The organism is Anatilimnocola floriformis (genome assembly GCF_024256385.1).
Lineage (GTDB): Bacteria > Planctomycetota > Planctomycetia > Pirellulales > Pirellulaceae > Anatilimnocola > Anatilimnocola floriformis.
In genome coordinates this window covers 2,288,571-2,308,066 of record NZ_JAMLFW010000001.1, presented here as the reverse complement: position 1 = coordinate 2,308,066, position 19,496 = coordinate 2,288,571, and the positions used below count along the sequence as shown (strand labels likewise).

Annotated in this window: 12 protein-coding genes; 6 read left to right on the top strand and 6 right to left on the bottom strand. The window is 58.6% G+C overall.

Going from position 1 to position 19,496, the window contains the following annotated elements; genetic code table 11:
* Positions 1–60 precede the first annotated feature (60 nt).
* Together M9Q49_RS09070 and M9Q49_RS09065 are read left to right on the top strand one after the other, a co-directional pair.
* Entirely contained in the window at positions 61–576 is a 516-nt protein-coding gene (locus M9Q49_RS09070; RefSeq protein ID WP_254508402.1) for a hypothetical protein, read from the top strand.
* Entirely contained in the window at positions 573–1,343 is a 771-nt protein-coding gene (locus M9Q49_RS09065; protein WP_254508401.1) for an HpcH/HpaI aldolase family protein, read from the top strand. The genes M9Q49_RS09070 and M9Q49_RS09065 overlap by 4 nt, the downstream gene beginning before the upstream one ends.
* Positions 1,344–1,347: 4 nt before the next feature.
* Here M9Q49_RS09065 and M9Q49_RS09060 read toward each other — a convergent pair whose 3' ends face one another.
* The gene (locus M9Q49_RS09060; protein WP_254508400.1) at positions 1,348–2,166 is read right to left on the bottom strand and encodes a hypothetical protein; all 819 of its coding nucleotides are present in this window, start codon (positions 2,164–2,166) and stop codon (positions 1,348–1,350) included.
* 225 nt (positions 2,167–2,391) lie between these two features.
* Here M9Q49_RS09060 and M9Q49_RS09055 point away from each other — a divergent pair, with 225 nt between their 5' ends.
* Complete coding sequence (locus M9Q49_RS09055; RefSeq protein WP_254508399.1) at positions 2,392–4,545, top strand: DUF4139 domain-containing protein; 2,154 nt, start codon at positions 2,392–2,394, stop codon at positions 4,543–4,545.
* 4 nt (positions 4,546–4,549) lie between these two features.
* Here M9Q49_RS09055 and M9Q49_RS09050 read toward each other — a convergent pair whose 3' ends face one another.
* Together M9Q49_RS09050 and M9Q49_RS09045 are read right to left on the bottom strand one after the other, a co-directional pair.
* Complete coding sequence (locus M9Q49_RS09050) at positions 4,550–4,981, bottom strand: hypothetical protein (RefSeq protein WP_254508398.1); 432 nt, start codon at positions 4,979–4,981, stop codon at positions 4,550–4,552.
* Positions 4,982–4,995: 14 nt separating this feature from the next.
* Positions 4,996–7,224, bottom strand: a complete 2,229-nt coding sequence (locus tag M9Q49_RS09045) for a heme-binding protein (protein ID WP_254508397.1) — start codon at positions 7,222–7,224, stop codon at positions 4,996–4,998.
* 420 nt (positions 7,225–7,644) lie between these two features.
* Here M9Q49_RS09045 and M9Q49_RS09040 point away from each other — a divergent pair, with 420 nt between their 5' ends.
* Positions 7,645–9,375 carry a hypothetical protein gene (locus M9Q49_RS09040; protein WP_254508396.1) on the top strand — a complete coding sequence of 577 codons (1,731 nt, stop codon included), beginning with the start codon at positions 7,645–7,647 and terminating at the stop codon, positions 9,373–9,375.
* A gap of 11 nt (positions 9,376–9,386) precedes the next feature.
* On the top strand, positions 9,387–13,571 hold the full coding sequence (locus M9Q49_RS09035) for a hypothetical protein (protein WP_254508395.1): 4,185 nt from the start codon (positions 9,387–9,389) through the stop codon (positions 13,569–13,571).
* A 73-nt stretch (positions 13,572–13,644) separates the two neighbouring features.
* Here the strand turns inward: M9Q49_RS09035 and M9Q49_RS09030 are convergent, their stop codons facing one another.
* Both M9Q49_RS09030 and M9Q49_RS09025 read right to left on the bottom strand, forming a co-directional pair.
* A complete protein-coding gene (locus M9Q49_RS09030) occupies positions 13,645–15,372 on the bottom strand; it encodes a multiheme c-type cytochrome (RefSeq protein WP_254508394.1) in 1,728 nt (575 codons plus the stop codon).
* Entirely contained in the window at positions 15,369–16,742 is a 1,374-nt protein-coding gene (locus tag M9Q49_RS09025) for a multiheme c-type cytochrome (RefSeq protein WP_254508393.1), read from the bottom strand. Before M9Q49_RS09025 ends, M9Q49_RS09030 begins: the two co-directional genes overlap by 4 nt.
* 171 nt (positions 16,743–16,913) lie before the next feature.
* Here M9Q49_RS09025 and M9Q49_RS09020 point away from each other — a divergent pair, with 171 nt between their 5' ends.
* Complete coding sequence (locus tag M9Q49_RS09020; protein WP_254508392.1) at positions 16,914–18,743, top strand: adenylate/guanylate cyclase domain-containing protein; 1,830 nt, start codon at positions 16,914–16,916, stop codon at positions 18,741–18,743.
* Positions 18,744–18,805: 62 nt separating this feature from the next.
* Here M9Q49_RS09020 and M9Q49_RS09015 read toward each other — a convergent pair whose 3' ends face one another.
* Complete coding sequence (locus M9Q49_RS09015) at positions 18,806–19,366, bottom strand: SMI1/KNR4 family protein (RefSeq protein WP_254508391.1); 561 nt, start codon at positions 19,364–19,366, stop codon at positions 18,806–18,808.
* Positions 19,367–19,496: the final 130 nt, after the last annotated feature.

Here is a 19,496-nt window from a genome sequence, read left to right as displayed (position 1 = left end):
ACGAAGCGTCACTCAAGCAAAACCCGGGAATAATTCAGAGCGGTAGCAACTCCTAAGTGCATGCGACCTGCATCACTCTTCGCGAACCTTCCCTTGCGCATCATCGGCGTTAGCTGTTTTCTCGGGATGCTGCCAGTCGTCGCCCTGGTCCTCTTCGTCGCGTTTCATCCGCTGAACAACAACCCGCGATCCATTTCCCAACCGGTCACGTTGCTCGCTTTCGTCGCCTTCCCCTACGGCTTATTGCTTGTATCTGGGCTGATTGTGTTCGAGCAGCGAGTCATTTTGTGGTTGCTGGTCGCGCTCACCTTGCTGGTGCTCGCGGTGAACACTTTCGCTTGTCTGGGCGACGCCTTGGTGGCTGACTCGGTGTTCCGCGCGCAGGCGGCTGGCAGTCGTTACATGAATTGTGGTGGCACTCCGTTGCTGTTTGCGATTGCACTGTCGTGGCTTCTCGCGTTTGCCGTGTTTGTCTGCAGCGTCGTCTCTTTCGGCGTGAATCACTGGCTGTTACGATCAGCGGACCGAAATTTCCCTCCGCTCAAAATCCCCGCGCCGAAAAAACTCTCGCCATGAAGTCGTTCAAAACCTTGCTCGCCGAAGGCACGCTCTGCCGCATTTTTTGTTCGGGCCGCATCATTCATCCGGTGATGTTCGATGTCATCGGCATGGTCGGCGGCTTTCATGGTTTTTGGCTTGATCAGGAGCATGCTTCGGTCAGCTACGAGCAGATCGCCCTCGCGTCGGCCTGCGGGCGGGCGAACAGCATGGACAATTTCGTTCGGATGCCGATGAGCAACTACGCCATGGCGACGGCCAATCTTGAAGCCGGCGCCGGCGGCTTGATGGCGGCTCGCATCGAATCGGCCAAGCACGCTGAAGAGTTCATGCAGTGGGTCAAGTTCGCGCCGCGCGGCATTCGCGGGCTGAACACCAGCGGCTTCGACGCCGACTACGGCGGCAAGACGCTGCCAGAACTCGCGCACGATGCCAACCGTGATTCCTTTGTCGCCATTCAAATTGAAACGCTGGGTGCGCTCGAGGAATGCGATGCCATCGCCGCCATCGATGGCGTCGATCTGCTCTTCGTCGGCCCCAGCGATCTGTCGCAAGAGCTCGGTGTGCTCGCCCAGTGGGAGAGCGAAAAACTCTGGAACGCCTATGCCAAAGTCGCCGCCGCCTGCAAAAAGCACGGCAAGAACTGGGGCACCATCGCGGTAAATCCCGCCTTTGCCAAGCGAACCTACGACATGGGCTGCCGCATGCTCAGCTTCGGCATCGATGCCGTGCTGCTCCGCCGCGGCGTGGAAGCAACCACGAAAGCGTTTGGAGATTTGTTCTAAAGACTTAGAACAGCCCACCACCGCCGTGAACATTTTGCGCCGGCGGATTACTCGCCGGTCGGCTGCGAACGGCAGGTGCTTTCTCGCGATTATGAACCGGCAGCGAACTGGAAAGCTTCGCGGGCGTTGACGTTGGCCCGCTCATGGCCGCCTCCGCTCCCGGAATCCCTTGCACGCCCTTGGCACGTCGCAGCGTGACGAGGAGCGCGGCCACCTTTTGATGCAGATCACGCCGAGTCACAACCACCAGCGAGCGAGAATTTTCGAAACCACTGATCGCCCCCGGGCCACCAAGATCTTGCCAGGTATCAGGCTCGACCGTCGAGGTAATCAAGTCGATCATCGGATCAAAATCTGCTCCCTTCGCGCCAATCAAGTCGCCGACGGGATAAACACGCGTAAGCATATTCTCCGGCGATTGAGCATCTTCGTGCGTCGTTACGAGCAGCGCACCATGTTTCCACATCACCGTCAGGTTGAGATCGCGGAGTAGCAGTGATAGCAGATTGTCGGCAGAAATATCACGCCCGGAAATCGTCACCCGCTGATCGGGCTGCACGCCGGCGTCTTCGATTTTTTTCGACAGCCGGATGTTCACACTCGTGAGCGTCGCAAATTTCTCGATCACTTCGCGCAGCGGCGCATCGGTGAAAGTCAGCGACACGCGACGCGCTAAGGCCGCCTCTTGGCGGTCGATACCGTCGTCATGCGACGCTTCGGCAGCCAGCGAAGTCTGTGAAAACACCGGTGCGGTAGCGACTAGCACGAGTCCGATGAGCGTCGCCGCTGAAGCCGCCAAAATTACGCTGCGATGAACCGTCATAAGTTTTTCCACCAACTCAATTCGCCCCACGTTCAACTCTGACAATAGCTAGTTTCGCGCCTGGGTGGCAACTATAATTCGGCTCCCAGGGGCTCTTTATCCGTGTTTGGAAAACACGCGTCGGCAGCATTCAATGCTGCCTCATCTTTTCGTCGCTCGTTTTTTCCGATCGCTAACTCTTGCGCTTGAGCCTCGACTCCAGCCATTCACTTTGGGAGTTCTCCGATGCCTTCCGTTCTGTCGCTGCGCCCGTTCCTGCAATCCTTCACCGCCGTAGCGCTGCTGCTGGCGGCTGTTCCACTCCGCGCCGAAGACGAACAACCGTTGCCGCTGAAACGCGTCGTGCTGTTCAGCTCGAGCGTGGGCTTCTTTGAGCACGAGGGCGCGGTCAAAGATAACAAGCAGATCGAGTTCGCATTCAAAACCGAAGACATCAATGACTTGCTGAAGAGTATGGTAGTGCAAGATCGCGACGGCGGCTTTGTGACGGCGGTGAATTACGGTTCGCCCGATCCGCTCACGCGCACGCTGCGAACCTTCACGATCGATCTCACTAACAGCCCGACGCTGGCCGAGATTTTTCAACAGCTGCGCGGTCAGGAGGTGCGGTTGGAGATTCCTGCACAAATGACAGGGGTCGTCGTGGGCGTGGAAGTTCGCCAGTTGCCGCAGGGAGACGGCAAACTGGCTCCCGCCGAAGTGCTGAACGTGCGAACTGCCGAAGGGCTGCGCAGCATTCGTCTCGACACTGTCTCGCGCACGCAGTTCGTCAGTCCCAAGATCGACAAGGAATTTCAGCAAGCGCTCGACCTGCTCGCGGCGGCCCACACTAGTGATCAGCGGCGCGTGAAGCTCGATTTTCATGGCAAGGGAGAACGGCGTGTTTCGGTGGGCTACATCCAGGAAGCGCCGGTGTGGAAAACAAGCTATCGCCTGGTGCTGAACGACAACGAAGCGCCGTTCCTGCAAGGCTGGGCCATTGTCGAAAATACCACGACGCAGGATTGGAAGGACATCAAGCTGACGCTCGTCAGCGGCAGACCGATTTCGTTTGTGATGGATCTCGCTCAACCCCTTTTCATGACTCGGCCAATTGTGGTGCCGGAGGCGCATGCATCGCTCGCGCCGAAAGTTTATGAGCAGGATCTCGCTGGCCGAGAGCAGGAGTTTCGAGCGGCGCGCGACAAGGCTCTAGCCGGATTCGCGGGCGGCGGGTTTGGCGGAGGAGGTGGGTTCGGTGGCGGCGGAATGGGAGGCCTCGCCGACGATAAGAAAGCACGACCGTTTACTACCAGCGTGATTCCCGTTGTCGATGGCAAACGCGTGCACGCTGAAAACCTGGACCTGAAACAAGGCGTCGAATCGGCGGCTGCGGGTGGTGATGTGGGGGAGCTGTTTCGCTACGCGATCAAAGTGCCGGTCAATCTTCCTCGCAATGAATCGGCAATGCTGCCGATCGTCAACAACGCAGTGAAGGGTGAGAAGCTCGCCATTTACAATCCCGAAGTGAATGAAAAGCATCCGCTCGCGGGCCTGCGTCTGACCAACTCGACCGAACTCCATTTGTTGCAAGGTCCCGTCACGCTCTTCGACGGCGGCGAGTATGCCGGCGATGCCCGGATCGAAGACATCGCGCCCGGTTCGACGCGGCTCATCAGTTACGCGCTCGATCTGGAAACGGAAGTTGCCATCGAAGACAAACCAGAGGAGCAAACGATTACCTCGTTGCAAATGAACCAGGGCGGCCTGCATGCGAAGTCGAAGATCACGCGCAAAGTGGAATACACGGTGAAGAATTCCGCGACAGCTGCCAAGAAGATGCTCATCGAACGACCGCTGGAGGACAATTGGAAAGCAGTCTCGCCGGTTCCCGCCGAAACATCGCGCGATGTCAACCGCTTTCAACTCACGGCAGCTCCTGGCAAGCCGGCGAAGCTGGTGGTCGTCGAAGAGCGCGAAGCCGTCGAAGTGTTTGTGCTGACCAAGCTCGACCCTGCCGCGATCGACCACTTCCTCAAGCTCAAGGCAGCTACCCCTGCGCTGAACAAGGCCTTCGCAACCTTGCTCACCGCGCGCACCAAAGTTGCTGAAATCTCGGCAGCTCGCTTCGAAAATGAAAAACAGATCGTGAAGCTCGGCGACGAGCAGGCCCGGCTGCGCAGCAACCTGCAAGCGATCCCGCTACTTAAAGCCAGCGAATTGGCCAATGAAGAGAACAAGAAGTCAGCCAACGAGCTAATGCAACGCTACTTCAAAAAGCTCGGCAGCGTCGAAACGGAACTGGAGACCTTGCGCACCAGCCAAACTGGCATTGCAGAACAAGAAACGACGGCCAATCGTGAACTTGAAAAAGTGCAGGCTGAATTGATCGTCGAGTGAGCGTCTACTTATGCTCGCGCTTCGGCCCATCGGTTTTATATGTCCCGCCGTTGCCTTGCTCGCGGCGGCCGTGGGTCCAGTTGAGCGCGACGCGTTTGGGGAAGAGGCCGAAATAGTCCCAGCCGAAAGTTCCTTCGTCGGGAGTTGGGCCTTCGCCGAAGATGGGTGCGCCGCCGCCGAGGTAGTAGCCGCCGTAATAGCGCGAGTTGCTGGGAATGGAATGAGGCCGCAGGTACTGCGAGAATCCTGCGCGGCAATGGTCAGCGTAGCGGTAGTCGAGTTGGCCACCGTAAGCGAAGTTGATCGCGGCCGCTTGTTCGGGCGAGAGTTCGTGAACCTCGGGCTTGGCTGCCGGCTTCATCTCAGGCGGTAATTCTTGAGCGCGGAGTTCGGCACACACGCCAAGGACGCAGATAGCAGCAAGGCCGATTCTCATGGCAGGTTCTCGCCTTAGCGCAACGGCGTGCGATTGAATTTTTGGAATGGCAATCGCACCTCGCGATAAAAGACCTGGTCGGCTTTGAGCGCGGTGGGAGGTGCGTAACCAACTTGCCCGTAGAAGGTCACCACATCGTCTTGATCAACGCCGTCGCCGCTCACACCGAAGCCGCCTTGCAGATTCGCGCCGACATACAGAGGCGAACTGCCGGGGAAAAAGACCGTGCCATTTTGATTGGCGATGTTATCGATGTCGTGCAAGTTGCGGCCGGCATGGAACGCATCGTAGCCATACACCGTCTGAAACTGCGACGCGAGCATCGGCTGACCGATGTTCTCGGCCGTCTTGGGGTTGATCCGAGTTTTGTTGACGCCGCTGGCAATTTCAACTTCGTTCAAGCTACTGAAGATCGGCGGCGGACTGTTGATGCCCGCCGGGTAGCGCGGCTCGGCGAGAAAGCGGAATGTTCGATTCGAAAAGGCATTGCCGGTCAGCGGCACCGCTTGCGATTTGCTCAGTTTGTCTTTGTACAAATCGGCTACGCCAACGATGCCGTTGGTCTTGGCTTTGTTTTTTGTCAGGTCGGCTGCTGTGATCGAACCGCGCGCAAGCAAGATGTCGTCATCGACCAGATCGGCAGGCTGAATGGCGGACGCATCGGCGTAGTAAGCCGTATTGCGGGCCTTGGCGACGGCGACGTCGATCGAGAAGACAGTGGCATCGGGCATGCGATACAGACCGAGGACGTTGCCGTCACGGTCGGCGACGGCAAAAACCATTTGCGTCCGCTGCCCCGCCTTCGCTGTTTTGCCGGTCAGGTCGAGGCGAATCGCGGCGCGGGTCTTGTTGGCTTCGGCGATGCCTTGATCGATGATCTTCTGTACGTCGGCAGCCGTGAGCGTGCTCGATCCGCTCGGCGAGGCGTGGGGCATGACCAGCCAGCCCGAGGGAACAGTTTCGCCGTTCAGATAAAGATCGCCGCCAGGCAAAACGATTTGATCGTCGCCACTCGTTCCATCGCCACCGGCGCTTACGATGTTGCCGACGCGCTGAATCGTCTCGACTCCGGGGAGTTTGTTCTTGGCAGTGGGATTCGGCCCGACCACTTCCAGCGTGATGCCCGCGAGGTCGATGCGCCCCGGAATCGCTTGCATGTCGTAGTTCGGCAGCGCCGGCACGCCATTGATCGCGCCCACTTTGACCGATTGTCCCTTGAGAGTTTTCAAACCCGTCGCGCCGCCAGCTGCGGCAAAGGCCATCCATTCGGCTTCGAGCACCTTCGGCGCGTTGAGTCGTTCCTCGTTGGTCTGCGGCTTGGCCGTCTCCGTCGGAGCTTGCACAAAATTCTGCTCGAACGTGGCATAGCCATCGTCGCCAGGAAAGAAGACGCCAATGCCACCCACCAGAATCGGTTTGCCACCGATCACCTTGAACAGAGGGATGCCCCCCGGCAACGTCGCAATGCCGCGCGATTGCGCATACGGCAGACGATCGGATTGATAACCGTAGGACTCGGGCGCGTCGATCTCTTTGCCGGCAGGGATGAAGGCTGTATCCACGTTGAAGCGACTGGCGAGCACGATGTCGTCGGCGCTTCCCTTCACGCCGTCCAAGCCAGGATGAATGATGCTGTCGCGGCTTTGGTGCTCAATGCCGAAGAGATCGACCGGCGGCGCATTCGTGATGCCTTGCGGAAAATGCCCGCCGTCGCCAATCGGCGCGACGAAGCCCGGGCCATACGTGCGGGCTGTGGGATCGGCATCGTTGAACGGATTGTTGACCAGCGGATCGGGGACGTTTGGATTCGCTTCGACCTCGCGCTGCGTGATGGTCGACTGGCTCAAGTTGCGAATCGTGCGCGAAGTAAGCGGCGCCTGGTCGTTGGCAAAGAAAGCTGCCGTGCGCGCCTTGGATACAGCGCCATCGATGGCGAAGACGCGAATGGCTTCGTCGGTGATGTGATCGAGAACGTCCTGCTCCATGCGAACGCCGAGAATTTTTCCGCCGCGGTCAACCACAGCGATGATGGCATCCTCGGAGTTTGAAGCGGCCGCCGCCCTTGCTAGCAGAACCTGTGCCTCGGTCTCGGTAACGTTGGGAATGTTTTGATCGAGCGCCAGTTGAGCAATGATCGCCGGCGAATTTGGCAGCACGGCATTCATTTCGCGCTGCTCGAGCTGCTCCAGAGCCAACCGCCGTTGATTGACTGGTCGGCGAACGTTTGGCTGAGGCTTCCGCATTCGTGGCTATCCCATTCCCTGCCATCGCCAGCTTGCTATCGATAGCAGTCGGCGAGCGATTCGAAAGTTGAGTGTATTTCCACTATCGTCATCGCAATCCAGTCAATTGATATTATCGCCCCACATTACAAACGTTATAAGCCGCAGAGTTTAACACCCCTCTTCGCGGTATGGCTCTCTTCAACGGCGGCGCTCGGGCCGCCAATTTTTCTGTGGGAACGCGGTTTGTCACGATGCTCAGTGAGTTCGTGGACGGAATGCTGGCGCGCGCGGTTTCGCGTGTGCTGCCTTCACGCTGCGCGCTGGGCGATATCTTTGTTGCCGCTGATTGCCTGTTTGCCTGTCAACGCACAGCTGCCAACCCCGGTCGAGGATGTGCGGCCACGAGTGCTGCAAGGGCCACAGCCCTTTGATCCCAGTGTGCCCGATTTCGTTCCGCTGAGCAATTTCATCGAAGAGCCCGATGAACTGTTGCAATGGCCTGTCGATCCGCCGCTGGGTTACAGCGGACCAACGGGCATCACGCCGACGGAAGTGCAAACCGACAGCCATTTCGTACCGTTTCCCGATCGCTGGCGCAGCGGCTTTCCGAACTGGGATCGCTACGATAAAGGTCATCCCGCGCAAGACGAGTATCCGTACGTCACGGGGAGCAAGTGGGATCCTTATCATCAGAATGTGCTGAAGGGCGACTATCCGATTCTCGGGCAGCACAACTTTTTCATTCTCACCGCGACAGAGAATCTGCTGCTCGAAGGGCGACAGGTACCCACGCCAACGACGCCGTTCGAAAGCACGTCGCATCCCGGCAGTGAGGAGTTTTATGGCGATCCCGATCAGTACTTCATGAGCAACAATCTGGTTCTCTCGACCGAGTGGAACCACGGCGATGCCGGCTTCAAGCCAGCCGACTGGCGCATCAAGCTCACGAACATTTTCAACATGAATCACCTCGTCGCCGACGAACTCGGCGTGGTAAAGCCTGATGTACGCAGCGGCACGGGGCGTTTTCGAACTGACTATGCGCTCGAAGAATGGTTCCTGGAATCGAAGCTCGCCGACATTGGGACCGATTACGACTTCGTCTCGGCACGCGGCGGTTCACAGTTTTTCGCCAGTGATTTTCGCGGCTTCATTTTTGCCGACACCAACCGCGCGATTCGAATCTTCGGCACGCGTTTCTCCAATCGCGATCAGTTCAACATCGCCTACTTCGATCAAACCGAGAAGAACACCAACAGCCTGCTGAACACGTTTGCCGACCGGCATCAGAACACGCTGATTGCGAATTACTATCGGCAGGATTTCATCTGGCCGGGCTACACGATGCAGCTGAGCTATCACTACAACCGTGATGGCCCCAGCATGAAGTTTGACGACAACGGATTTTTGGTTCGCCCTGACCCGGTCGGCGTATTTGCCGAGCACCGGGTCAACTCGCATTATTTGGGCTTCGCTGGCGACGGCCACATCAACCGTTTCAATATCTCACACGCCTTTTACTGGGCGCTCGGTCATGACGACTTGAATCCGCTCGCGGGCCGGCCGGTGGATATCAACGCGCAGATGGCCGCTGTCGAACTGAGCTACGATCGCGACTGGATTCGCTTTCGCACGTCGTACTTCTTTGCCTCGGGCGACGACAATATTTTCGATGGCCAGGCGACCGGATTTGAAACCATCTTTGACAATCCGAACTTTGCGGGCGGACAGTTCAGCTATTGGCAGCGGCAAACGATCAAGCTCTTTGGCGTGAACCTGACGAACCGCATGAGCCTGGTCCCCGATCTGCGGTCGAGCAAATTTCAAGGGCAGCAGAACTTCGTTAATCCAGGTCTGCACCTTTACAACGTCGGCATGGATGCAGACCTGACGCCGAAGCTGCGCTCGATCACCAACGTGAACTTCCTCTGGTTCGATCAGACCGAAGTGCTCGAGCAATACGTTTTTCAAGAAACCGTTCATTCGCAAATCGGCGTCGATTTGAGCACCGGCATCGAGTATCGGCCGCTGCTGAACAACAACATCATCTTCGTCGGCGGCATCTCAATGTTGATTCCGGGCGCCGGTTTCAACGATTTGTACGCCCCGATCGAAGGCGAAGCCAACACGCTGGTCGCCGGATTTGCCAATCTGGCTTTGACGTACTAAGGGAATAGACGATGGCTTGCGTGCGGTACCCAATCATCTTTGCAAGTTTGCTCAGCACGTTGCTGCTGGCCGCAACTGCCGTTGCGCAGCGACCGTCGGGACTGAAGGAGTTGAGCCCGGTTGGTCACGCTCCTTTGCATCCAGCCGCTCAGTATATTTTGCAACCCGATGGTCAGTACGTTGAGCAGTTGCCCGCAGGCCAAGACCTGATGCATCAAACGGCTGACGATGCGGCGCGCAAGAGCTTCAGCTGCGTGAAGTGCCACAACAGCGTGCACGACATGCACGCCAAGCCAACGGTGAAGCTCGGCTGCATCGATTGCCACGGCGGCGATGCGACCTGCGAGACGAAACAAGGGGCGCACGTCAAACCGCGGTTTCCTGATATGTGGCGCACATCCGGCAATCCGGTTCGGTCGTACACGCTGCTAAATCACGAGAGCCCCGAGTTCGTGCGCTTCATGAACCCCGGTGATCTGCGCATCGCCCACCTAGCGTGCGGCAGTTGCCACGAGCGCGAAGTGTTGCAGGTGAAGAAGAGCATGATGACCCACGGCTGCATGCTGTGGGGAGCCGCCCTCTACAACAACGGCGCCGTGCCGAACAAAGCTTCGCGTTACGGCGAAAGCTACAGCATGCACGGCACGCCGCAGCGGATTCAAAACGTTTGGAAGCAAGAGGAAGTGCCGAACATCGCCCGCGACATGCGCGAAAAAGCGATGGTGCCGTACCTCGATCCGCTGCCGCGTTTTGAAATCAGCCAGCCGGGCAATATTCTTCGCGTGTTCGAGCAAGGTGGCCGCTTTCGGCCGGAAGTCGGCATTCCGGAACTTGGCGAAGAGCCAGGTCGGCCGCGCACGCGTCTTTCTACTCGTGGCGTGGGAACCGAGAACCGCACCGATCCAGTGTTCATTGGCTTGCAGAAAACTCGACTTCTCGATCCGACGCTCAATTTCCTCGGCACGAATGATCACCCCGGCGACTATCGCAGCAGCGGTTGCAGTGCCTGTCACGTCGTCTATGCCAACGATCGCTCTCCCGTTCATTCAGCGCAATATGCCCGCTTCGGCAATCTCGCGATGGCAGCTTCGGAGCCCGATCCCATCGGGCCGCAGCAGTTTGTCACCAGCGTCGATCCCACGATTCCCAAGGACGAGCGCGGCCATCCGATCGCGCATCGCTTCACCACCGCTGTTCCGACGAGCCAGTGCATTGTCTGCCACATTCATCCGGGGACGAACGTGCTCAACACGTACATCGGCTTCATGTGGTGGGACAACGAGTCCGACGGCGAGTTGATGTATCCGCATGAGCAAAAGAATCCAACTGCCGAACAGCTCGCGCAGTCGCAGATGTCGAATCCCGATGAAACCGCCGCCCGCGGCCTGTGGTCGGATCCGAATTTTCTCGAACGCGTTCCCGAGCTGAACCAAGTCGCTCGTCACAATCAGTTCGCCGACTTTCATGGGCACGGCTGGGTGTTTCGCGCGGTATTCAAGAAAGATCGTCAAGGAAATCTGCTTGATCCGGTGGGCAAGCCGGTTCAGCAAGTGACCACGGAGAAACTTCGCGCTGCTGTCGTACAACCGACGGAACAGTACGTGGCTCCACTTGTCGCCAATAAACTGCAGGAGGTCTGGCCCGATCCGCAGCGTCAAGCGACGCTCGCCGGCAGCAAGAGTTGCTCCGATATGCCGGTGCATTTGATGGACATCCACCAGGAACGCGGCATGCACTGCGTCGATTGCCACTTCACGCAGGATGTTCACGGCAACACGAAGCTCTACGGCGAAGTGCGGGCCGCGATCGAAATCACTTGTATTGATTGCCACGGCGGCGCTGAGCGCTCGGTGATCGATAAGATCATCGTCGGCGAAGGGATGCGAACCAGCGGTCCCGCAGCAGAACCGGAAGTTCCCGGCGCGCGAAAAAAAGGTCGCGATCTGTTGGCGATGAAAACGCCTGACGGCAAGCCGCGGTTTGAAGTTCGCCCGGTGAAACGTCCTGATGGTCGGCGGGAACTCGCACTCATTCAACGCGCGATGGTCGAGCATGGCCGCGAGTGGGAGGTGAAACAGACGTTCGATACGGTGAACCCAAATCGCTTTTACTACAACCAAAAGTCGCACATGGCCAAGACCGTCCGCTGGGAACAGGGCGATGGCAAACTCACCTGGGGCGGCGTGATCGATTTCGTCAAAGGTCAGGACGGCAAGGAGTCCGTCGGGGGAAACTCCTGTGCGCATCAAAGCGGCAACATGAGCTGCATGACGTGTCACTCGTCGTGGAACCCCAGTTGCTTCGGCTGCCACTTGCCGCAGAAGGCGAATAAGAAGACGCCAGCCTTGCACAACGAGGGAGATGTCTCGCGCAATCTGGTCGCCTACAACTTTCAGACGCTGCGCGACGATGTCTACATGCTGGCCCGCGATGGCTTGGCAACTGGTAACAAGATCAATCCTGCCCGCTCCTCGTGCGCGATTCACGTCACGTCGTACAACAACAACCGCGAATCGATCTATCACCAGCAACAAACGATCTCTGGCAGCGGCATGAGCGGCATCGCGTTCAGCACGAACGTGCCGCACACTGTCCGCGGAGCGCACCCCAACGTCACCGGCACCATTCCCGCCGGCGCATCTGAAACGAAGATGTGCAGCGATTGCCACGTCTCCGTGCAGAACGACAACAACGCGATCATGGCCCAGCTGATGATGCATGGCACGAACTACACCAACTTCATGGGGCGTTACTGCTGGATCGCCGCGGGCGAACATGGTTTGGAAGCGGCCGTCGTCACCGAGCAGAGTGAACCACAGGCCGTGATCGGCAGCACGCTGCATCAGATTGCATTTCCCGAGCATCACAAGAAGCACGTCGAAGAAGGTTGGAATCTGCATCACGCCCACGAGCATCCAGGGCTCGATATTCTCGACAAAATCAAACGGCCGTTGTGCAAGCCAGAAATCTTGATGGTTCAACCACGCGGCGAATACCTTTACGCCGCTTGCGGCCCGGATGGTTTCCGCGCGTTCGACATCGCTTTCATCGACGACAAGGCTTTTTCGGAACGAATCACCAGCGCGCCGGTCTCGCCGCTCGGCCAACGCTTTCACGTGCCGACGAAGTATGCGACGGCCATCGCCGCGCCGACGACGCTCGCGCCGGATCCGACTCGTGTGCAACCGCCCGAGAACCACGAGCAAGCGGTTCATCCGATGTATGCCTACGTCTACGTCACCGACAAGTACGAAGGACTGATCCTGGTTGGCGCGGGAACGCTCCTCGACGGCAATCCGCTCAATAACTTTTTGGAACGAGCCGTAACCTTCAATCCCGACGGCATTCTCTGCGGCGCGCGGAACATCACGATTGCTGGGCACTTCGCTTACATCTGCTGCGATGCGGGCTTGGTGGTGGTCGCACTCGAAGACCCGAAGAATCCGCGCGTGACTGCCGTGATTGGTCACGATGTGCTCGAGCATCCGGTAAGTGTTCAGGTGCAGTTCCGCTATGCCTTCGTTTGCGATGAGCATCACGGCTTGCATGTGTTCGACGTCACCGACTTGCACAAACCGGTTCACAAAACGCTGTTGCACATGGAAGAAGCTAAGAGTGTCTATGTCGCGCGAACCTACGCTTACGTCGCCGCTGGCGCGCATGGTTTGCACATCGTCGATATCACGCGGCCGGAACAGCCGGTGCTGGATCAAGTGTTCGACGCTGGCGGCTGCATCAACGATTGCGAAGATGTAAAGCTCGGCATTACCTACACCAGCGAATTCGCGTATCTAGCCGATGGCAAGAATGGTTTGCGTGTCGTGCAACTCACCTCGCCCGACACGCCGGGGAACGCCGGTTTCAGTCCGCGACCAACGCCGCGGTTGGTGGCGACGTATAAGCTGCCGAAGGGAGGACATGCTCATTCGATCGGCGAAGCCCTCGATCGAGACCGGGCTGTTGATGAGTCGGGCAGTCAGATCGCCGTCTTCGGCCGTGTCGGCGCTCGGCCGCTCAATTGGGAAGAGCAGTCGCGGATGTTCCGTCGAATGGCGCCGAAGCATGCAACTCGCGCCGGTGAAGTTTGGCAGGTGAGTGACAATCCGTTCGACTCGAACATTTACAATTATGACGATCGCTTGCGACTCGTTCGCCGTCCGCCTCCGATGCAGGGACCCTGGCCGCAGCGGCGGTAAGTCCAGTAGCTGAATTCGCCAGAATTCACATGGTCGACTTTCAACTGCAATCACTGAATTCTGGCGAATTCAGCTACTTTCCGTTCGACAGTTGAGCGTGCAGTTTTTGTAGCTGTTCGGCAAAGCGGAGATGGTCGAACTCTTTCATCGCTTGTGAAAAGCGTGGCAGGTTCTCGATCACACTGCGTCGTTGCGCCGGTAACTGCAGCAGCAGCGCATCGCGGCTTGCGGCAGAAGTCCCCATCGCAAACTCAAAGTCGCGCAGAATGCTCGCAACCTCCGGAGAATCAGGCCGGCTGTTGTAGCGGATTCCCAGCGCATCCTTTTTGATCTCGCAGAAAGCCCACGCGACTTGCCGCGCGCTGTGATAATCGCGCGTCTCGACTCGTGTGGGATCGGTCAGCTGCAACAGCGCCTGATTGGCCGCTCGCTGATCGAAGGGACTCGCTTGCAACTCGCGAATCAACTGCCCGAGTTCAGCGTCGAGTTCCTGGGCGGCACCGATGATCTCCGTGCGTTTGCCGAAGAGCGCCGACGTCAGCGATCGCTCGAATGCCGTCTGCTTTTGCTGTAGCTTCGCGAGGCGAGCGGCGGCGGCGGCTGGATCGTAGTTCGCGGCTTGTTGCACGGCGAGATTCACGAGCGCCGTGGGCCAGACAAACGCCGGTGGCCGACCGACCGCGTTCTTGCCGAAGGGACGGTTCGGATATCCAGCGCCACTCCGCAGTTCGTGATGGCAGGCCGCGCAATCGTAGAGAGCAAACTCAGGCCACGGGGTCGTCGCTTTCTGCGTTTCATCTTGCGCGGCGACCGAATAATCTCGCAGCAAATCGGCATACACTTGCAACACGACCGTGTTCGAGATCAGCGCATCGCGGAGTCGCGGCAGTTGCGTGAAAGGATCAGGCTCGCCAGGCTTCCAGTTGGGAAAATTGGCCTGGCGAAAGCTCATCCGCACTTCGGCCTCGGGGATATCGATGTTGCGATCGCGCAGTCGGGCCCGATTTTCGACCCCCAGATTGAAGTCGCCATCGGTGCCGTCCTTCCCTTCGAACGCTGGCTTGTCGCTCAGCGGTTGCCAGTGGGCGGGCATCCAGGCGGCGTAGGTGGAGTACTCGAAGCTCGACAGCGGCGGATGGCCGGCGGCGTACCATTCGTGCTTGATGAACTTGCCAGCCGCGAAATCGCCGACGTGGCAAGAGGCACAAACGCGGGCCCGCACGGCAGGATCGCGGACGTTGACAAAGCCGAGCTTCTCTTTTGCGGCCGGCGTCACGAGTCGCCACCAAGGACTCGCGTGCGGACGCTCCCAACTATCACCCGGGCCGTGACAAGCCTGGCACGATACGCCTTGCTCGTGCGGCACTTGCGGTTCTTGCGTATTGTCGACGTTCGGCCAGGTCGCGTGACAATTCAAACATTGACGCACGGCAGCGACTTGCGCCGCTTCCACAGCAGTCAGGTTGCCGGTCTTCAGCCGTTTGAGGTTTGGATCCTGAAACGCGGCCTGCATTTCAAAGCCGAGAATCTGCGAAACTAACGGCTGTTGTTTCTTCAGCAGGTTGAACGCTTCGCGATGCTTGTCATCTTGGTCCCAAGGGAGCGCGCTGGAATCGCCCAAATAGCTCGACCGGCCAATGCGCGACTTGTGGCAATCGAGACACTGCCGCGTGTCATAGAAATCATGCGGCGGCTGCAGCGGCTTCGCTGGATCGGCGGCTGCGTTCTGCGCATGGCAGTATTGCTCGCCGAACAACGCGGCGACCGACACAAACGCGATGATGATTCCGCGAACGTTCATTTCCGGTTTTGCGTTTGCTGGTGGAGTCGATCCGTGATCTGCCGCAACTCGGCGCCGATTTCTGCACGCTTTTCCTGAAACCGCAACGGCTCGTCGAGGAGCACCTTCTTTGCCGACTGCGGTTCGAATTCGAGCCAAGTGCGAACTTGCGCGAGCCCAGCGATCAACTCCCGCTGTTCGGCTGAACGGCGATTGTACTCCGCATCGCTGATCACCGCGTAGTAGCGGGCCTTGGCCAGTTCGTCTCGCTCTGCACGCTCGACGGCGGTGAGAGCCAAATATTGCTGACAGCGAGATTCCCAATCGGCGGTGTTTGAGTCGAGCGATTTCGTGACCATCGTCAAAGCCGCTCTCGACGTGACTTCCTGACTGGTGAGTGATTCCTGCAGTTGTTGCTTAGCCTCTTTACTAAGTTTTGCTGTTTGAATCTGCGCCGGCGCGAAATCGTTGCGAAATAACTCTCGCAGCGACGTTAACGAGCTGTTATCAGCCACGAACGTGAGATTCCAAGGACTCCACTGCGGCCGACCGACGCGATTGATCGTTCCTTGGCCCTGCCCGCGGATCGTGGCGTGGCAGCTGAAGCAATTCGACTCGGCGAGCTCTGGCCAATTCGGCTTCGCGGGAGTCGATCGCGCGGCAAGCAGTTCCATTCGTGCCGTGGCAGCAGCGGTTTGCCCAGCAGCCCACAATTGCACTTGGAAGTCACGTTTCTCCAAGCGTTCGCGGTTGTCATTCCAATGTTTGTTCGGAATGAGATCGTGATAGGCCGAGAGTTCGAACCGTAGCGGCGGATGACCGGCCGCGATCATGTCGTGGTCCATATCGCGATCAGCGGAACCAACATGGCAACTGGCACATTGTTGGCCGCGCGTTCGCAAGTCTTTGGTATCGAACATTCCTAGCTCAGCGAGTTCCGGCCGGCTGATGTCGCGCTCGTAATGGCGTGCGAGCCATTTCTCGGCATTGCCGTGGCAAGATTCGCAGCCAATGCCGTGACCGAATTCGCTGACTGTCGAGTGGTCGCCTGTGCCGCTGAGCGGATCGTGACACTTGGCGCAGCGGGCGAGGATTTTCGGATCGGCCTGGTTGTCGTCGCGGTTGCTCGTACGAACCAGGATGTCGCGATACTTTTCACTGGCCAGCGTGCGGGCCGCATTCTGATGCGGATCGGCGTACATCCAGCGGGAAAACTCCTCCGTCTTGCGCGGCACTTTGATGTCGAGTGGTTCATTGCCGTGGCAAGCTGTGCTATTGCAACTGAGTGAACCAACCGGGCGAAAGGCTTCTTGGCCGGCGGCAGCGCGCGAGCTGATGGCGACGGTCAGTGCCGTAAGCAGAGCAATTTCGAAGCGCAGCCAGTTTGCCATCCGGGACAGACCTCCTTCCATCCGGATAGTTTCGGCCCGCGCGCCCGCGGCCTGATAGTAGATAAACGATTTTGCCGGTTGCACGGCCTGTGCTGATTGCACCGCAGCTCGCCCAGCAGCTTGCGGGAAGTGCCCAGGGAGAGCGGGCGGAACTTCGCTATACTTCTTAGCATGCTGCGCTTTCAAATTACCAATGAATCACAAAACGCCAAGTGGACCCACAGCACCGGGCCGTTCGAGCTGGGTCGCGCGCCCGCCGAATCAGGCACCGTGCCACGATTTGTGATCGAAGATAGCTATGTCTCGCGCAATCAGTTGCGGGTCGAAGTGGCCGGGCCAGGGCAGGTGCGATTGGAGAATCTCGGCCAGGTGGTTGAGTTCGCCGATGGGAGCGTGCTGCAGCCCAAAGAAGTTCGCGTCATGGCGCTGCCCGTGCGCCTGACGGCTGGCTATTCGAAGATTGAAATATTGCCCGAAACGCCGCAGCCGATGAATGCGCTCGCGGCCACGCTCGTGCCGCCATCGTTGCCGGACGCGAACGAAGCGTACGTGACCATCTCGCGGCCGATTCGAGTGGAGAAAAAAGCCGAGGTGGCGGTCGACCTCGCCGACATCGGCGAATCGCCATCGCCCGAAACGTTGACGCGCTGGTTCGAGACGCTCCTCTCGGTGCAAAAGGCCGCTGCCGGCTCAACGGAGTTTTATCAAGAGACGGCCCGCGCGGTGGTGGATCTCGTCGGGCTCGACGTGGGCATGGTGATCGTGCGGCGGAACACTGCTGGGGCGCCCCAACAAGGATCGGGTTGGGAAACGAAGGCCATGCACGAGGCAGAGAACTCGCGGTTCTCACGAGTCAGTCAGGCCGTGCTCAATCAAGTGCTGAACGACCGCCGAACTTTCTATCGCGGCCTGGCCGAGATGGCCCCTTCGGCGAGCTTGGCGCATGTCGATGCGGTGGTGGCTTCACCGGTCTTCGATGCAACCGATGAAATCGTCGGCGTAGTGTATGGTTCTCGCGGCATTCAACCCGGCGCAAAACGCCCCGGCATCTTGCCGATGGAAGCGCGCCTGGTGCAGTTGCTCGCCGGCGCGGTGAGCGCCGGTCTGGCACGTATGGAGAAAGAAGCCGAAGCGGCTCGCAATCGAGCGCGCTTCGAGCAATTCGCTTCACCCGTGGTCGCGGCTGAGCTTGAACGAAATCCGGAGTTGCTGGAAGGAACCGAGCGCGAGATCACGGTGTTGTTTTCGGACCTACGCGGCTTCTCGCGGATCTCGGAACAACTCGGCGCTCGCGATACATTTCAACTCGTCGGCGATGTGATGGACAAACTGACCGAGCAAGTGCTGAAGCATGGTGGCATTATCATCGACTACTACGGCGACGGCTTGGCCGCGATGTGGAACGCGCCGCTCGATCAGGCCGAGCATGCGAAGCAAGCTTGCCGGGCTGCGCTAGCGATGCAACAGGAACTGCCGTTGATCAGCGCACTGTGGCAAGATCGACTCGGCAAACCACTGCAGATCGGGGTGGGTGTGAACACCGGTCCGGCGCGAGTCGGCAACGCCGGTAGTCGGATGCGTTTGAAATATGGCCCGCGCGGTCACACGGTGAATGTATCGAGTCGCATCGAAGGGGCTACGAAGTACCTCGGCATTCCAGTTCTGGTTGCTGGTTCGACACAACGACTGCTGGGCGAGGAATTCAACACACGGCGCGTATGCCAGGTGCGCGCCGTCGGCCTCGACAGCAATGTGGAGCTGCACGAACTGCGCGCAGCCACTCCCGACGCCAACTGGCAACGGCTACGAGCTTTGTACGAACCGGCTCTCACCAATTACGAAGCGGGGGAGTTTGCCGCAGTTCTGGATCTGATCCGGCCCATCGACGATGCCGGACTGAGTAACGATGGCCCGACGAGGATGCTGCAGAAACTAACTTTCGAAGCGATGGAAAACCCGCCGGAGAAGTTTGATCCGGCGTTTAGGTTGGATGGCAAATGAGTCGGTGAGTTAATGAAGCAAAGGTGTGGGGCCGGTGTCAGAGGCCTGGGGAATTGCATCGTTCAGCCTTCATCTGGGCACAGCGTCTTGTAGTAGCCACCTCTCGCACGCCACTCACGGTTATTTTCTTCCATGAGACGCAATTCTGCATCAATCATCGCCGCGAACGTGACCGCGACCTCGCGAGGTTCGCGCTCGGTCTCCGTCCACTGCATTGTCGGTCCATCCGAGCCGCCCACGCCGTGCAGATACACAAAGGTGCAGTCATGGTGAAACAACCACACGACCGCATCTCTGGGTAGCTTTAGCGCTGGATCGGTTTCGGCCAGCAGTGCGTTCGCCTTGGCATGGAAGTTTTCAAACTCGCTTGTAGCGGCCAGATCGCTGCCGCGAAACAGATCGCCGGGAGACTTGCCCATTTCCAGGAGATAGTGTCTGAACATCTCTGGGAATTCGACGTCCAACTTTTTCTCCACAGCCGCGACCTCCCACTCCGTGTAGCCAGAAAACTTTGTCAGTCGAAGATAGTGACGCGCGATCAAGTCTGGCGGCGTATCAACAAAGACGTAACCGGGGTTATCGGCTAGCGCGGTGAGTCGCTTCTTCCAATCGGCGATATACAAGGCTACATCCATTCGGTGCGTTCGCTGCCGCTCAACTGGCAAAATTATGTTGCCCTACGACGACGTAGCCTAGAACCGCGAGACGTAGCACGCAATCTTATGTGGCCGATTATTGCAACTGCTGCCGCTG

Bases quoted from the DNA above. Each gene is read 5' to 3' on its own strand.
- M9Q49_RS09035 (WP_254508395.1), top strand. From the start codon at position 9,387: ATGGCTTGCGTGCGGTACCCAATCATCTTTGCAAGTTTGCTCAGCACG.
- M9Q49_RS09030 (WP_254508394.1), bottom strand. From the start codon at position 15,372: ATGAACGTTCGCGGAATCATCATCGCGTTTGTGTCGGTCGCCGCGTTG.
- M9Q49_RS09065 (WP_254508401.1), top strand. From the start codon at position 573: ATGAAGTCGTTCAAAACCTTGCTCGCCGAAGGCACGCTCTGCCGCATT.
- M9Q49_RS09045 (WP_254508397.1), bottom strand. From the start codon at position 7,224: ATGCGGAAGCCTCAGCCAAACGTTCGCCGACCAGTCAATCAACGGCGG.
- M9Q49_RS09060 (WP_254508400.1), bottom strand. From the start codon at position 2,166: ATGACGGTTCATCGCAGCGTAATTTTGGCGGCTTCAGCGGCGACGCTC.
- M9Q49_RS09025 (WP_254508393.1), bottom strand. From the start codon at position 16,742: ATGGCAAACTGGCTGCGCTTCGAAATTGCTCTGCTTACGGCACTGACC.
- M9Q49_RS09070 (WP_254508402.1), top strand. From the start codon at position 61: ATGCGACCTGCATCACTCTTCGCGAACCTTCCCTTGCGCATCATCGGC.
- M9Q49_RS09020 (WP_254508392.1), top strand. From the start codon at position 16,914: ATGCTGCGCTTTCAAATTACCAATGAATCACAAAACGCCAAGTGGACC.
- M9Q49_RS09055 (WP_254508399.1), top strand. From the start codon at position 2,392: ATGCCTTCCGTTCTGTCGCTGCGCCCGTTCCTGCAATCCTTCACCGCC.
- M9Q49_RS09050 (WP_254508398.1), bottom strand. From the start codon at position 4,981: ATGAGAATCGGCCTTGCTGCTATCTGCGTCCTTGGCGTGTGTGCCGAA.